This is a genomic window from bacterium (genome assembly GCA_021371935.1).
Taxonomy (GTDB): domain Bacteria; phylum Armatimonadota; class UBA5829; order UBA5829; family UBA5829; genus UBA5829.
This window is the reverse complement of the sequence record JAJFVF010000019.1, coordinates 163918-177744: the sequence shown is the minus strand read 5'-3', so window position 1 is coordinate 177744 and position 13827 is coordinate 163918. Positions and strand designations below refer to the sequence as shown.

General features: G+C 48.1%; 17 protein-coding genes and 1 pseudogene. All 18 read right to left on the bottom strand.

Annotation, left to right across the window (positions count from 1 at the left end):
* Nucleotides 1-43 precede the first annotated feature (43 nt).
* Nucleotides 44-1105 (bottom strand): flagellar biosynthesis protein FlhB, encoded by a 1062-nt coding sequence (gene flhB / locus LLG46_13285; protein MCE5324270.1) that lies wholly within the window; start codon nucleotides 1103-1105, stop codon nucleotides 44-46.
* 3 nt (nucleotides 1106-1108) lie between these two features.
* On the bottom strand, nucleotides 1109-1915 hold the full coding sequence (gene fliR, locus LLG46_13280) for a flagellar type III secretion system protein FliR (protein ID MCE5324269.1): 807 nt from the start codon (nucleotides 1913-1915) through the stop codon (nucleotides 1109-1111).
* Between the two features lie 3 nt (nucleotides 1916-1918).
* The gene (gene fliQ, locus LLG46_13275; GenBank protein MCE5324268.1) at nucleotides 1919-2188 is read right to left on the bottom strand and encodes a flagellar biosynthesis protein FliQ; all 270 of its coding nucleotides are present in this window, start codon (nucleotides 2186-2188) and stop codon (nucleotides 1919-1921) included.
* 156 nt (nucleotides 2189-2344) lie between these two features.
* Nucleotides 2345-3088, bottom strand: a complete 744-nt coding sequence (fliP, locus tag LLG46_13270) for a flagellar type III secretion system pore protein FliP (protein MCE5324267.1) — start codon at nucleotides 3086-3088, stop codon at nucleotides 2345-2347.
* 25 nt (nucleotides 3089-3113) lie between these two features.
* Nucleotides 3114-3776, bottom strand: coding sequence for a flagellar biosynthetic protein FliO (fliO, locus tag LLG46_13265; protein MCE5324266.1), 663 nt, complete (start codon nucleotides 3774-3776; stop codon nucleotides 3114-3116).
* Complete coding sequence (gene fliN / locus LLG46_13260; GenBank protein MCE5324265.1) at nucleotides 3760-4269, bottom strand: flagellar motor switch protein FliN; 510 nt, start codon at nucleotides 4267-4269, stop codon at nucleotides 3760-3762. Before fliN ends, fliO begins: the two co-directional genes overlap by 17 nt.
* 25 nt (nucleotides 4270-4294) lie before the next feature.
* The gene (locus LLG46_13255; GenBank protein ID MCE5324264.1) at nucleotides 4295-4735 is read right to left on the bottom strand and encodes a flagellar basal body-associated FliL family protein; all 441 of its coding nucleotides are present in this window, start codon (nucleotides 4733-4735) and stop codon (nucleotides 4295-4297) included.
* Entirely contained in the window at nucleotides 4735-5529 is a 795-nt protein-coding gene (locus tag LLG46_13250) for an OmpA family protein (protein MCE5324263.1), read from the bottom strand. Before LLG46_13250 ends, LLG46_13255 begins: the two co-directional genes overlap by 1 nt.
* Nucleotides 5526-6329 carry a flagellar motor protein gene (locus tag LLG46_13245; protein ID MCE5324262.1) on the bottom strand — a complete coding sequence of 268 codons (804 nt, stop codon included), beginning with the start codon at nucleotides 6327-6329 and terminating at the stop codon, nucleotides 5526-5528. The genes LLG46_13250 and LLG46_13245 overlap by 4 nt, the downstream gene beginning before the upstream one ends.
* Complete coding sequence (locus LLG46_13240) at nucleotides 6320-6574, bottom strand: flagellar FlbD family protein (protein MCE5324261.1); 255 nt, start codon at nucleotides 6572-6574, stop codon at nucleotides 6320-6322. The genes LLG46_13245 and LLG46_13240 overlap by 10 nt, the downstream gene beginning before the upstream one ends.
* A 58-nt stretch (nucleotides 6575-6632) precedes the next feature.
* Complete coding sequence (locus LLG46_13235; protein MCE5324260.1) at nucleotides 6633-7904, bottom strand: flagellar hook protein FlgE; 1272 nt, start codon at nucleotides 7902-7904, stop codon at nucleotides 6633-6635.
* A 141-nt stretch (nucleotides 7905-8045) separates the two neighbouring features.
* A complete protein-coding gene (locus LLG46_13230) occupies nucleotides 8046-8429 on the bottom strand; it encodes a hypothetical protein (protein ID MCE5324259.1) in 384 nt (127 codons plus the stop codon).
* A 77-nt stretch (nucleotides 8430-8506) separates the two neighbouring features.
* Nucleotides 8507-9325, bottom strand: coding sequence for a hypothetical protein (locus tag LLG46_13225; protein ID MCE5324258.1), 819 nt, complete (start codon nucleotides 9323-9325; stop codon nucleotides 8507-8509).
* A gap of 12 nt (nucleotides 9326-9337) precedes the next feature.
* Nucleotides 9338-10777, bottom strand: a complete 1440-nt coding sequence (locus tag LLG46_13220; GenBank protein ID MCE5324257.1) for a flagellar hook-length control protein FliK — start codon at nucleotides 10775-10777, stop codon at nucleotides 9338-9340.
* 62 nt (nucleotides 10778-10839) lie between these two features.
* Nucleotides 10840-11178, bottom strand: a pseudogene (locus LLG46_13215) (lytic transglycosylase domain-containing protein).
* Between the two features lie 228 nt (nucleotides 11179-11406).
* On the bottom strand, nucleotides 11407-11850 hold the full coding sequence (gene fliJ / locus LLG46_13210) for a flagellar export protein FliJ (GenBank protein MCE5324256.1): 444 nt from the start codon (nucleotides 11848-11850) through the stop codon (nucleotides 11407-11409).
* The gene (gene fliI, locus LLG46_13205; protein ID MCE5324255.1) at nucleotides 11837-13174 is read right to left on the bottom strand and encodes a flagellar protein export ATPase FliI; all 1338 of its coding nucleotides are present in this window, start codon (nucleotides 13172-13174) and stop codon (nucleotides 11837-11839) included. The genes fliJ and fliI overlap by 14 nt, the downstream gene beginning before the upstream one ends.
* A complete protein-coding gene (locus tag LLG46_13200) occupies nucleotides 13143-13826 on the bottom strand; it encodes a hypothetical protein (GenBank protein MCE5324254.1) in 684 nt (227 codons plus the stop codon). Before LLG46_13200 ends, fliI begins: the two co-directional genes overlap by 32 nt.
* Nucleotide 13827: the final 1 nt, after the last annotated feature.

The following is a 13827-nucleotide window of genomic DNA, read 5'->3' as shown; positions in this document are numbered from 1 at the left end:
TCAGTCCAAAGTGCCTCAGCTTTCAGACTTTTTGACTTTATAACTATCTTCTCAGCTTTATGCTGAGTTTGTATACATATGCCAGAACTTCAGCTACCGCCTGGTAAAGTGCGGTCGGAATCTCATCGCCGATCTCCACCGATGCATACAGCGCCCTGGCTAACTGGACATTCTCCACAATCGGAACATTGCTCTCTTGAGCGATTTCCTTTATACGCCTGGCAATAAGGTCTTGTCCTTTCGCGACTACAATCGGCGCGCTGCTCTTCTCTGAATCGTATTTCAGCGCAACTGCAAAGTGCGTTGGGTTGGTAACAACCACATCCGCCTTAGGCACCTCGCGCATCATTCTTCTCTGAGACATCTGGCGCTGTTTCTGGCGGATCTTGCTCTTTATCAGCGGGTCGCCTTCAGATCGCTTCATGTCTTCCTTGACTTCCTGCTTGGTCATCTTTATGCTTTTTTCAAACTGATAGCGCTGATACATATAGTCGAGCGCGGCTATTATAAAAAGCGCAATTGCAGCTCGAAGCAGCACCTGCCATACCAGTTGACCAATTGCTGAGCAAGTAGTAAAGTACGACGCACCAGCTAAACTCGATATCTCGGTATACTTATCTCGAATGAACGAGTAGACAATGTATCCTATGATTGCGATTTTGGCTACAGACTTTGCCAACTCCACTCCAGCCTGCATCGAAAACATACGCGTCAAACCGGAAAGGGGGTTCAGCCTGTCAGGCTTGAACTGCAGCGCTTTGCCAGAGAGTGATAGTCCGACTTGCAGGACATTCGCCACAAATCCGATGACAGCCACCCCCAATATGAGTGGAGCAATCGCCGGACCTACCCCCAGCAATAACCGTACCACCTTGGAACTAACATCGCCGATCACAAGGTCATGCGTTGGAAAATTAGTGAAAGACTCTATCGCCAGACCGCGAAGTCGACCAACGACCATGGGACCAGTTGTCCGTAAAATTATGAGTGATGTAAGCAGGACCAGAGCGGAATTTAGCTCTACGCTGCGCGTAACTCGCCCTTCCTCACGAGCTTCTTTGCGTCTGCGCGGGGTTGCCGACTCGGTTCTGTCCTCAAGTGCCATGCGCTAAACCCTCAGATGCCTGAGTAGAGCAATGATGTCGTTATGCATTCCACTAAACAAACCGACCATGACACCCACCGCAACCGGCAGAACAGCTATTGTAACAACAAGACCGACAGTGAGCTTTGCCGGGAATCCCACGATAAAAACATTGAGCTGTGGAACAGTTCGGGCAAGAATACCCAGCGCTACGTCAGTGAGGAAGATTGCCCCAACCACAGGGGCAGCTATTCTCAAAGCAGCAATAAATATTGTCCCGAATATCTCCAGCATGCCTGCGCCTGTCTCGGGTGATATTCCCATCTGACCCAAAGGCAGGATAGCAAAACTGTCAGCCAGGCCTCTGATCATCACATGGTGTCCGTTTACTGCAAGGAATACGAGTGTAGCTGCAAGGTTTTGAAGCTGGCCTATCACTGCGTTTTGATTTTTTGTCATCGGGTCAAACACCTGGGCGTAACCCAAACCCATAGAGAGGTCGATATAAGCTCCGGCCATTTGGATCGCTGCAAACATTAACGAGGCCAGAAAGCCCATCAACACACCGATCATGGCTTCCTTTATAATTGCAAAAAAGAAAGGCAACAGATCAAACGAGCCACTCCAGGGCTGTGCCATCGGAAGGAATACGAACGTGAGAGCCAGCGCGACGCTGATACGCACCATAGGCGCAACATTCGTGTTTCCGAATATCGGCGCCGAAGTGAATATGCCGCCCACTCGCGCAAGCACAAGCAGAAATGTCAATATCTGAGCTATACCGAATCCGAGGATATCCATAATCGAGTCAAAAAGTTGCCAGACCCACACACATCAATGCACCAAATTGGGCAGGCTTACAAACAGCTTTGTGGTAAAAGTCACCATACTCCTGAGCATCCATGGACCGAAAATTACAAGCGCTGTCATGACAGCCAATATCTTCGGCACAAATGTAAGTGTCATCTCTTGAATTTGAGTGGCTGCCTGAAACACGCTCACCACCAGACCGACAACCATTCCGAGCCCCAAGGCCGGGGCACATACCATAAGAGCTATCATAACCGCGCGCTGCGCAAGATCGAGAACTCCTGCATCAGTCATTTGCTTACTCCATTATGAGTTAAGAGTCGTGCGTTGCTTATTGCACCAGGCGTGGTTATAGCAATTTTCAGGCCAGGAGTTTTGTATCAGACAAGCAAATAGCCCGGAAGCTGTTCCGGGCTATTGGTATAACTATTCTTTTTGAGTATACTCACATCAGTGAAAACTCAGCGCCAGTGAGCGAACAATCAGGTGCCATCCATCCACCAGCACAAACAGCAATATCTTAAACGGCAGAGATATCATTACAGGCGGCAGCATCATCATACCCATCGACATCAACGTAACTGATACGACCATGTCGATCACCAGGAACGGGATAAAAATCACAAAACCTATTGTGAATGCAGTCTTGAGTTCACTGATAAGAAATGCCGGTATCAGGACATGCATCTGCAGATCGTCTTTGGTATGCGGTCTTGGTGACTTGGAAAGGTTAATAAACAGCGCAATGTCTTTTGGACGGGTCTGCTTCAACATAAAATCCTTGATTGGACCTGTGGCTTTACCCGTAGCCTGATCGAATGTTATCTTGTGATTCATATATGGCTGGAGCGCAGTTGAGTTTACCTGCTGCCACACGGGAGCCATCGTAAAGAATGTCAGAAACAAAGCGAGACCAACAAGGACAGTGTTTGGTGGAACCTGAGATGAACCGATTGCGCTGCGTGTGAATGATAGCACGATTATGATCCGCGTAAATGATGTCAGCATGATAAGCAGCGCGGGTGCGAGGGACAAAATTGTCAATATAAAGAGAATCTGCAGACTGCTTGAGACCTCTTCGGGACTCTTTGCACTTCCCACTCCAATGTCTATCTTCGGCACCGGAGTTCCACTTTGAGCAAAGCATGGCAGGCCTGTCAGCAATATACCTACCACAACAAACCAAAAAGCCAATCTCCAATTTCCAATTCGGTGAGACTCAAACATCCCTAAAAGCCCTTCGGAAGCGTCCTACTTCCCTAACTTTGTCTTGCAAAAATACGTTCGATTCCCTGAGCATCTGAGCCACAGTCCTGGCGCTATCAGTAGTATCGGTCTTGTTGCCGAGAAACATCGAAAGCTGATCCTTGAATCCACCTTTAGGCTCGTCACCACCGGGGAGATTCGCCTCAGTATCGGCAACCTCTTCGGGGTCAAGTTCCGCAACCAGACTGATCTGGTTGGCAGTCGATGCAACAAGCAGTCTCTTTGTGCCTACGGCTACAAGATAAAGCGACTTATTTGCTCCGAGAGCAGAGTTCTCAATGACTCTGATCCGACCCTGATTCGCACCTACGGCAGTCTTGAAGTTGGTAAACTTCTTCAAGACAACCACTGTCCCATATGCAAGAGCAAGAACCAATGCCAGCTTGAAGATGAAACTCAACGCCGTCACATAGACCGGAGCTTCTTTTTCATCCGCAGGCTTCTGTTCCGATTTTTCGAGCGACGCAAGAAAGTCCTGCTCACCACTACTTGCATTCACTGACGTCGTCTGAGACGATCTGTGAATATCGGACTCGGAAGCCAATGAAGGCATTCCTGCTGCAAGCAGCATTATTACAGCAATTACTATGCCAGCTATTTTATGCAGCCTTAGCATTGACATGCCTTTCATTCGTACCGACAATTTCGGTTATCCTGACACCGAAGTTCTCATCTATGACAACAACTTCTCCACGAGCAACCGTTTTGTTGTTGATGACAACTTCAACAGGCTCACCTGCGTGCTTGTCCAGTTCAACAACTCTGCCTGGACCCAATGCCAGAATTTCACGAACCGAGAGTGTGGATCTGCCCAGTTCGACAGCAACATTCAACCGCACGTCCATAATCAACTCTACGCCGTTGCGCGGTTCGGGTCCCGATACCGAGGCCACCGGCGTAAATGCTGCCGCACGCACTTCCGGCTCTGGGGCCGAACTGACAGTTATCACAGGTTCCGCTTCAGCAGGAGTAGATGCGGCATTTTCATTTTCAGCCGATGCCTCCGCTGCTGCTGTAGGTTCATCATTGCTTGATGCTGCTTCTGCTGCCTGACCTGCTCCATTTATCAGAGCCTCAATTTCAGCTTGAGAAATCACTTCGTCTGCCATATCTTAACCTCCAATGCAATGCGCTCTACTGCATTGCGAATTCATTAAAATACACTTCCACTGCCTTGCCTTCTTCGAGGCGTTCATTAACAGCTTTAATTATGTCTTTTTTGAGCTTGTCTTTGCCGTCAGGCTGAGATAATTGCGCGAATGTCTTACTGCTGAGCACTTCTATTGCGGCATCTCTGATGCGGGCATCAGGTTCACTTGATTCACCATGTCCACCACCACTCGCCTTTGCTCCTTCTACTTCAAGGATTACAGTAGTTTTTAGATACCTGACCTGAGATGTATCGGCAAGATTTACAACAAAATCTCCGAGCGGCATTTCCATCGTTGGAGGTTTCTCGACCTTTGCCGCAGAATTCCCTTTCATTTTAAACATCATAAACCCTATTCCGCCAAGAAGGACAACAACCCCAATTACAACGATCATTATCATCTTGCCCATACCACTCTTATCCATTAATCTAGACTCCTTTGGATAACCGAATCCACAGGATCACTGATCCTTCTCGGACTCTCTTTTGCTTGCTTGCCGTATAAAGTATCGGGACGCAGGATCACTATCTCAACCCTTCTGTTCTTGCGTCTATTGGTTTCAGTATTATTCATAGCAACAGGCCGAACATCTCCATAGCCTGCAGCGGCAAACCTCCATGGCTGCAATTTTTTACGTTCAACCAGATATCTCAGGACATTCGTTGCTCTGGCGGTCGACAGTTCCCAGTTGCTTGGATACCTTGATGAGTTTGTCGGCAAATTGCATGTATGCCCCTCTATTTGTACAAGATTATCTGTCCTTGCCAAAGTACCTGCTATTTTATTTAGCAGCGGCACCGCTTTCTCGCGGATTGTCGAGCTGCCGGGATCAAACAGCATTGCATCACTATTGATTGCGATAACAATACCTCTCTGATCCTCACCTATTGATGTATTATCATCACCTAAATTGCTTTCAATATAGTTCACCAGCGGCTTCAATACTTTCCATGACACACCCGCAGTGTCACCATTGATAGCCGAGGGTTTTGGACCAAACATACCATTCGCTCCAAGCGGTGACTGTCCTTGCCCCCTGATCATTCCACCAAAGCCTGAACGAATCGAGAAAGCAGCTTCGCGAAATTTGGAAACGTTGAGCACTGACATCGAATACATCATTATGAAAAACGCCATAAGCAGCGTAATCATATCAGAATATGTCAGCAGCCAGCGATCTAAATTTCCATGATCCTCATTTTCTGACTTCTTCCTCATGCCGCCATCTTTTCTCGAATATGCTCGACTTTTACTTTCTCCCTTTTGGCTCTCAATGTAGGTGACAAATAGGCCATCATTCTAGTCTCGACGATTCTTGGATTATCTCCCGCCTGAATCGACATTACACCTTCAATAATCATCTCGTAGGTAAGCACTTCATCTGCAGTTTTAGATTTGAGCTTGCTTGCAATCGGCAGATATATCAGGTTGGCAAAGGCTACACCATATAAAGTTGCCACAAACGCGGCTGCTATCGCATGTCCCATCTTCCCCGGCTCATTCAGCTTGGCCAGCATGCTGATCAGACCCATGACCGTACCTATGATGCCGAGGGTAGGTGAAAAACCGCCAAGCGTCGTAAACACTGTTTCTCCCATCTTGTGTCGATCCTGCATTGCAACTATCTCGGTCTCCATAATCTCGCGAACCATCACACTGGGAGTCCCGTCAACTACCAACTCAACGCCCTTCTGCAAAAACTTGTTGTTTATTTTTCTGGCTGCTTCATCGAGAGCCAATACTCCTTCACGCCTTGCTATCTTCGCGAACCCAACCATAAGGTCAATAACCTCAGATTGATTCAAACTTGAGCTTATGAACACGTTCTTGAGAATCGAGGGTATGGATGCAATTGTCCTCACACTCGACCCTACTGTGGTTGCGCCTATTGTGCCGAAAACCACGAGCACAAACGCCGGGGCATTGAACAGGTCCTTAAGTGACCCACCCTCCAGGCTCAAACTCAAAAAAAGTGCGCCCCACGCCAACGCGAGGCCTGCGACAGTCGCTAGGTCCATCTCTCATAACCTTTCACTTCTGCTCTGAGCAAGCTATTACCCTTTGCGCCAAAAACTCTATGATTCTTGGCTATTAGACGCCGGTAAAAAACTACCTTTGAAACAACATCTTCAACAGCCTCACGCACCATGATTTTCTTGCCGGTCGTCAGAGTAACTAAAGTATCAGGAGTGCGCTCCACGGACTCAATAAGGTCCGCATTTACTATCACATCTGCATCGTTATAAAGCGTCAGTTTAATCATCGGTGCTTCTTCCTTGATATGTTATGGCGGCAGTCATAGGCTGCCGCCATAACATAAATTATCTGATTAGTGAAACCAACTGTTCAAGAACATCATCCGCAGTCGTTATAACCTTGGAATTTGCCTGAAAGCCGCGCTGTGCAACTATCATATTGGAGAACTCAGCTGCCAGATCGACATTGGAAGCCTCAAGATAACCCGACTTGATGGACCCCAAACCACTTGAACCGGCAGTACCTATTACCGCCGAACCGGAGTTAGAGCCTGCCTTATACAGATTATTGCCAAGTTTCTCAAGTCCCTCAGGATTGTTGAAACCAGCAACAGCAATCCGGGCAAGGTTCTTTGTCAAGCCGTTTGTAAACGTGCCTACGATTAGGCCACTACTATCAATCGTGTAAGACTCAAGCGTGCCTAATTCTTTTCCATCCTGGTTGTTCATACTCACGGTGCTATTGCTTGAATTGAGCTGTGTTATATCACTGGTATCCAATGTAAAATTTAGCGGTGAGAGCGAACCATTGTCCTCGGTAAGTGTCAACGACACGTCAACACTATCGAGATTGCTTTGTCCATTCTCGTCAAATGTTATATTGCCTGTGGTAATAGCGGATGCGCCTGCATCATCACAATAAACCTCATACTGCCAGGTTGATGCTTCTATTGGAGGTGTAGCAGTTGAATCTTCGGCAAGTTTGGTGAATGTCACAGTTATCTGATGAGTCTCACCAAGCGAATCGTAGATTTCAAATGTGACATCATAGTCGCTGCCAGCATCAGTTGATGCGTTAAGGTTACCAGTGAGATCGACATCTGATGTCTGCTGAGCAATCGACATTCCACCAACTGGAATCTCAATAACAGAAGCACCCGTGATCGGCGCTGAAGTGTCGATATTACCTGCCGAATCTGCCTGCCAACCCAGGACATACAAACCCGATGAAGAACCGACCAGGTTGTAATTTGAGTCCAACGAGCAACTGCCGTCTCGAGTATAGGCAACGGTACTGCTATCACCCAAAATAAAGTAGCCATTACCATCAATGGCCAGGTCGGTAGTCCGCCCGGTCGAATCAAGAGAGCCTTGAGTCATGTCTGATGAAATTGAACCTAGAGTTACACCGAGCCCAACTTGAGACGCGTTTGTGCCACCTGTAGTATCAGTTGGCGCACTTGCCGATTTAATGGTTTGTGAAAGCGCTTCCTGAAAGTTAGTCGACTGTGATTTGTAGGCCGTGGTGCTTACATTGGATATATTGTTCCCTATGATATTTAGGGCGGACATAAACGCATTCATCCCCGAAATGCCACTTTGAAGTGCTTGAATCATTTTTCTGACCTCCTGCTTATCCTATTGTCGATCTTGTCTTGATCGAATGTTGTCCTTAGGCCGTGTCATTAGGTCTGCGGCCACGCACTTCCTCACCAGAGGTCCAGTGCGACACGTAAAAACATTTGTCTCACGTGATTTCTATACAATCACCGCACTCTCAATGCCTGTAAAGACGGCGTCCTTCGCGTTTGCCGAATCGACTGCCGTAATTACAGTCCTATTTCGAGCGCTTACTATCAGGGCAAGATTGTCCATCAATACAAGTGACTTATCTGCACCCTTTGCTTGGATCCGATCTATTCCTGATTGAACCCTTGCCTGCTCTTCATCGCCAAACTCTACGTTGCGTTCGACGAATCTTTTTTGTGCATGCGCAGACAGCTTAACCCCCGCCTGCTTCGATAGTTCGGCCTGAAGCTGCGACTGAAAAGATGAACCTCCTTGGACATTACCACCAGAGGTTTGTCTCTTCGCCTCACTTCCAGCACCGGCTATGCTTGTATTCAGTCTGACTGGAGACATCTTGTCTCTCCTTTCAGATGGGCCAACAATCGACATCCATCAACAGCAATTTCCGTACCTGCCTGATGGTTTGTCTCTTATGAGTTGTCGGATGCACATACATTGACAACATCGGAAAGATCAATCTTACTTGTGCCAATTACTAACTTAACGTTGCCGTCACTGTCAGTTGTTACGCTTGTTGGAACTCCAGTAAGTGTACTGCTTGTATCCGATGGATTGGTATATGTGACCGTCTTTCCAATCATAGCAGACGCAATTTCATATGCCTCGTCTGAATCAATATCATCACTAGATTCGTGCACACTGACAACATTACTTACCGATACTGAATCCGACCCAATATTGAGTGTCGGCCAACCATCATCATATGACACACTATCTACTGTCCCCGTAGCAAATTCGCCAGACGAAGTATAATAGTCAACTGTCTGACCGATAAGCCCAAGTGCATATTGGGACTTTTGCCCCGTATCTGATGATGCCTCGGTGTAGATTTGCTCAATCGCATCCAGTGAAACAGTGTCATCACCAATCTTCACCTTGGCAATCCCGTCATCGTAAACAACGCCACTGACGGTCCCGCTCAATGTGACAGACGAATCATACGGTGATGTGTAATCCACAGTCTTGCCGACAAGACTTAATGCCTGAGTAGATGAACTTATTGTATCCAGTGTAGAATTCATCTGCTGCATTTGCTCTAGCGATGAGAACTGTGCAAGCTGGGCAACATATTCCGTATTGTCCATCGGACTCAACGGATCCTGATTCTGCATCTCTGTTATCAACAGCTTCAAAAACGCATTCTGATCCAGCGTCGTGCTGCTGCTTGTTGTTGTGCTCGACGATGTAGTCGCCGAACTCGTACTCGATACTGCGCTTGTTGTTGACATTCATATCACCTCCTAAGCCAGCCAATTGTAAATTGTGCCATCTCTATCCGCTATCCCTGTTGATAGAGTCGCCACTGGTTGATTAAGGCTTGCATCTTGCGAACCTGCGTAATGCTGCTTTTGACCGCCCCACTGTTGTTGGGTGTTGCCATCCATCGAATCCTGCATAAGTGACCCGAACTGTGTGCCGGAAGTCACTGTCACCGAATCCATCTTGAGGCCAGCATCGGAAAACGCCTGATTGAGTGCGGGCAGATGCGCCTGCAGAAGCCCACGAACCTGATCACCAGTTGTCTGGATCTGTGCCGTCATTCCCTGATCTGCTTGAGTTATTTGCACACGTAGTGATCCCAACTCAGGCGGAGACAGTCTGACCACGAGATCGCTCTGCTGTGGTAGTTTGATCAGCTTAACATCACGGACAATTTGATCGATTATCTGAGTATGCACAGGCTCCCGAGCACTTTGCGCAGTCTGAGCAGGTTGAGTCTGGACAGTCTGCCTCACCGCTGCATCAGCAGAAGTCTGGACCGAGAAGATCGCGGCCTGGCTGTTTTGTGAGCCGGATGTATCGGCATTTATACCGCTGTTATCCGTTGAAGCAACCTGACTGACCGCATCACTGATCAGAGTGGCAGCATTATCAGACTGATTGCTCACAGGACTCATAACCTGTGGCTTGATCGTGAACTCACGCGGTGGATCAGTTGATGCAGTTACCTCAATCTTCGTCTGGATCGAAGTGTCGAGAGTGGTTTTCTGATCCCAGACAGTCTTATTTGACTTGGTCACATCTGAAGAAAGTAGTTCGACAGATTCGACGCTTTGATCAGGATCAACTGATATTGAGCCGGCCTGTATTGTCCGAACCGTCTTAGTTGTTCCTTCGACTGACATAGGTCTGGCAGTTGTTGAGTTGCCGGTGTTACCGGTCTTTCCTACATCCATGATGGCATCCAACGGCTCTGCTGTTAACTGACTCACATCATCCAATATGTTGAACTCAGATAGATTTTGCGCTGCAGCCATCTCTACAGCATCTGAATCCGATGTCAAAGGCTGAGACGAAACACTGACACTGTCCTTTATGTCGGATACATCTTCCGTAGTAATTGTGTCCACAGCATTCGCACCGGTCTGTTGAATCTCCTGCGGAATCTGGACGTTGAAAAATGCCAACATCTGCACAGGAGCCTGCAAGTCAGACGAATCTGTTTTCATGTCATCTTCCTGTCTTTCTGGTTGTGTATCCGTCTGTGTATCGTCACTACACATAGTTGCCTGGTCTTCAGCCTGATCGGAATCCTTTACCTGAGACTGCTGTTCATCCTTGATTGCCGTGCCAAGAACATCAGAAAACTCGGAGCCATCCTTGCTCACATCATTGCCCTGCTCAACTTTGTTTTCCGTTCCGATACTTTGAGGAGCAATTGCAACAATAGCATCCATCATTATTCTGTTCACCTCCTTTCTTATGGATTGTTATCTCACCGAGACAGATAATCGTCACGGTATGAGAGCACTTTGCGCACATAATTCTGCGTTTCGCGATATGGCGGGACTCCTCTATATTTCGCAACAGCGTTTGTACCGGCATTGTATGCTGCAAGTGCAAGCTCGACACTGCCGAACCTGTTCATCTGCTCTTTGAGATATTTGGCTCCCGCATCAATATTCTGCTCGGGGTCAAACGGGTCAGAACAACCGAGTGCATCAGCCGTAGAAGGCATCAACTGCATCAGCCCCTGTGCCCCACTACTTGAAACTGCATTTGATTTGAAACCGCTTTCCGCTCGTATTACTCCTTTGATGAGCGCTGGGTCGACACCATATTTGGATGCGGCTGAATCTATCATGTCCTGGTATGACGAGATATCACAGATTGAGTTTTTGCCAATTTTCTGCAACTGCGCAGCCAAATAGCTCGGAAAATAAGGTTGGACTGACGCCGACTGTACCTGTGATGGCATAGACGCAGTTGTATGGGGAGCAACAGTGACTTCCCCACCAGCTTGCGCACTCTGAAAATGCGACTTTATCTCCTCTATGCGTGCCATTACCGCTGCCACATTTTCCAGCATCTACATTCCTCTCGCATATCTTACCGAGGCCATCTCATCCAGCTCATTTTGCTCCGCTCTGGCTATAACCATCAGGTATTCCTGCTCCTGCTTGTCACGCAATACTTCAAGTATCTTACGATCCTGCATGGCTGTCACGAGTTCTTGCCTTTTGGCCTCGACTTTTTCCCTTACGCCTTCCAGTGTCAGCTTCTGAATCTCAATATCATCACACGTAGTCTTCGCAAACTCGTCAAGGCGGCATAATTCCTCAGCTGGGGCATTATTATCCAATGCATCTTCAACATCCCTCCACGCAGCATTGAGACGCAAGCAGAGAATATCGAGACGCTCAACCTCATTGGCCTCTTCACGTCTCAACTCACCCAACTCAACAAGAAGCTGCTCTTCCCGCGACTTGCGACGATCCAGCAGCGTCTGTAACCTGAATTTAAACCTGTTCATTGCCGCCAAACATCTGCTCTAGTGACGATACCGTTGTCTCAAAATCACTCGGCTCGTCAACAGCCTGTCTCAAAAACCCATTTGCTTCGTCAATCTTGCTCAATGCATAATCGATGGCCGGATTGCTGCCATTGGCATAAGCACCAATATTTATCAAATCTTCACTTGACCTGTATGTCGCCAGCGCATCCCGAAGTCTGCCCGCGCTTTCTCTGTGCTTTGCTGACGTGACGTCAGGCATAACTCTGCTTACACTCGAGAGGACATCTATAGCCGGGTAATGGTTTTTTGACGCAAGGGCACGACTCAAAACGATGTGCCCGTCGAGTATACCTCGGACCGTATCTGCGACAGGCTCGTTCATATCGTCGCCCTCAACCAGCACTGTGTAAAGGCCGGTAATCGATCCTTTTTCAGATGTGCCAGCTCTCTCCAAAAGCTGAGGCAGAGTTGCGAAAACAGACGGCGTATAACCGCGCGTTGTGGGAGGTTCACCTGATGCAAGACCTATCTCGCGCTGCGCCCAGGCCACACGCGTAACGGAATCCATCATCAGCAACACATCCAGCCCACAATCCCTAAAATACTCAGCAATTCCTGTGGCGACCTGCGCTCCTCTGAGACGCACAACCGGAACCTGATCGGAAGTTGCGACAATTACGACACTGCGTGCCAAACCCTCCTCACCAAGGTCCTTTTCCAGGAAATCACGTACCTCACGGCCTCGTTCACCAATCAACGCTATTACATTGACATCCGCGGATGTGTTGCGGGCGATCATGCCCATAAGTGTGCTCTTACCGACCCCGCTTCCCGCAAAGATGCCAATCCTCTGACCCTTGCCAATAGTAAGCAGCCCGTCGATCGCACGTACTCCAAACGTCAATGGGCTCGTAATCCTGCTGCGCGAAAGCGGATGCGGAGGACGACTTGCAGCCGTTATTTCAGCTTCACCGGAGATGTTTTCCTTTTGGTCAAGCGGTCTGCCAAGACCATCCAACACTCTGCCTAATAGTTCTCGTCCAACCGTCACACGCAAAGACGACCCTGTGGCTATCACAGGGCTTCCGGGTCGTATGTCACTTACAACCCCGAACGGCATTAGCAGAGTCCTTGACTGCTTGAAACCGACAACCTCGGCAAGCACAGGCGGTTCAGTGCGAGAGTTGTGAATCTCACAAATCTCTCCGACTCCGCAAGTCGGCCCACATGACTCAACAAGCACACCTATCACCTGCGAGACGCGGCCATTATGCTGAACCGTGTCCAGTTTGCGTACTGCTTGACGGTATTTATTTAGGTCCGGGACATTCGCCACGGTCATTCTCGTATGTGTCTCCCAACTTCTTTTTGATACGATTCATCTGGTTTTCGATCGTGGCATCAAAATCACCCGATGGAGTCTCTATGACACAACCACCTGGTGAAATTCGCCGGTCATCAACAATGCTTATCGAACTCATCCCGTCAGCCATACTCATTAGTTCATCCCGCATTGCCTTCACATTATCGAGTTCGGATGGGTTGACTCGCATCCGAACATCAGATGTGTCTCTGATTTTCCGCAGGCAAGATTTGATTACACGATGCACGACCTTAGGATCAGTTTTGACTTCATGCCTAATTATCTTCTCGACAGCTTCGGTACATAGCTTTAGCATTTCAGGCTCAATGGTATCCAGCACAGCTTGTCTGTCTTCAGTTAGCAACTGTATGTCCACTTCCAACCGTTCGATCAGGTTCTGAAATTGCTCGTTGCCTTCTTGCAAGCCCGTATTATAGCCTTGCAGACGCGCCTCTTGGCTGATAGAATCTGACTCGGCTTTCGCCCGGCATACTATTGCATCGGCTTGCTTCACTGCTTCTGCAACAGGATCTATTTCCTCTTCCATCTCTGGCTCTGGCTCAGGAATATCCAAAGACTGCAGATGTAATGGCCCTGCAATCAGAAATGAGCTTTTGTCATGCTTGATCACA

Excerpts from the sequence above, each read along its gene's own strand:
- flhB (MCE5324270.1), bottom strand. The coding sequence starts at position 1,105 with ATGGCACTTGAGGACAGAACCGAGTCGGCAACCCCGCGCAGACGCAAA.
- fliQ (MCE5324268.1), bottom strand. The coding sequence starts at position 2,188 with ATGACTGATGCAGGAGTTCTCGATCTTGCGCAGCGCGCGGTTATGATA.
- fliO (MCE5324266.1), bottom strand. The coding sequence starts at position 3,776 with ATGCTAAGGCTGCATAAAATAGCTGGCATAGTAATTGCTGTAATAATG.
- fliN (MCE5324265.1), bottom strand. The coding sequence starts at position 4,269 with ATGGCAGACGAAGTGATTTCTCAAGCTGAAATTGAGGCTCTGATAAAT.
- LLG46_13255 (MCE5324264.1), bottom strand. The coding sequence starts at position 4,735 with ATGGATAAGAGTGGTATGGGCAAGATGATAATGATCGTTGTAATTGGG.
- LLG46_13250 (MCE5324263.1), bottom strand. The coding sequence starts at position 5,529 with ATGAGGAAGAAGTCAGAAAATGAGGATCATGGAAATTTAGATCGCTGG.
- LLG46_13245 (MCE5324262.1), bottom strand. The coding sequence starts at position 6,329 with ATGGACCTAGCGACTGTCGCAGGCCTCGCGTTGGCGTGGGGCGCACTT.
- LLG46_13240 (MCE5324261.1), bottom strand. The coding sequence starts at position 6,574 with ATGATTAAACTGACGCTTTATAACGATGCAGATGTGATAGTAAATGCG.
- LLG46_13235 (MCE5324260.1), bottom strand. The coding sequence starts at position 7,904 with ATGATTCAAGCACTTCAAAGTGGCATTTCGGGGATGAATGCGTTTATG.
- LLG46_13230 (MCE5324259.1), bottom strand. The coding sequence starts at position 8,429 with ATGTCTCCAGTCAGACTGAATACAAGCATAGCCGGTGCTGGAAGTGAG.
- LLG46_13225 (MCE5324258.1), bottom strand. The coding sequence starts at position 9,325 with ATGTCAACAACAAGCGCAGTATCGAGTACGAGTTCGGCGACTACATCG.
- LLG46_13220 (MCE5324257.1), bottom strand. The coding sequence starts at position 10,777 with ATGATGGATGCTATTGTTGCAATTGCTCCTCAAAGTATCGGAACGGAA.
- fliJ (MCE5324256.1), bottom strand. The coding sequence starts at position 11,850 with ATGAACAGGTTTAAATTCAGGTTACAGACGCTGCTGGATCGTCGCAAG.
- fliI (MCE5324255.1), bottom strand. The coding sequence starts at position 13,174 with ATGACCGTGGCGAATGTCCCGGACCTAAATAAATACCGTCAAGCAGTA.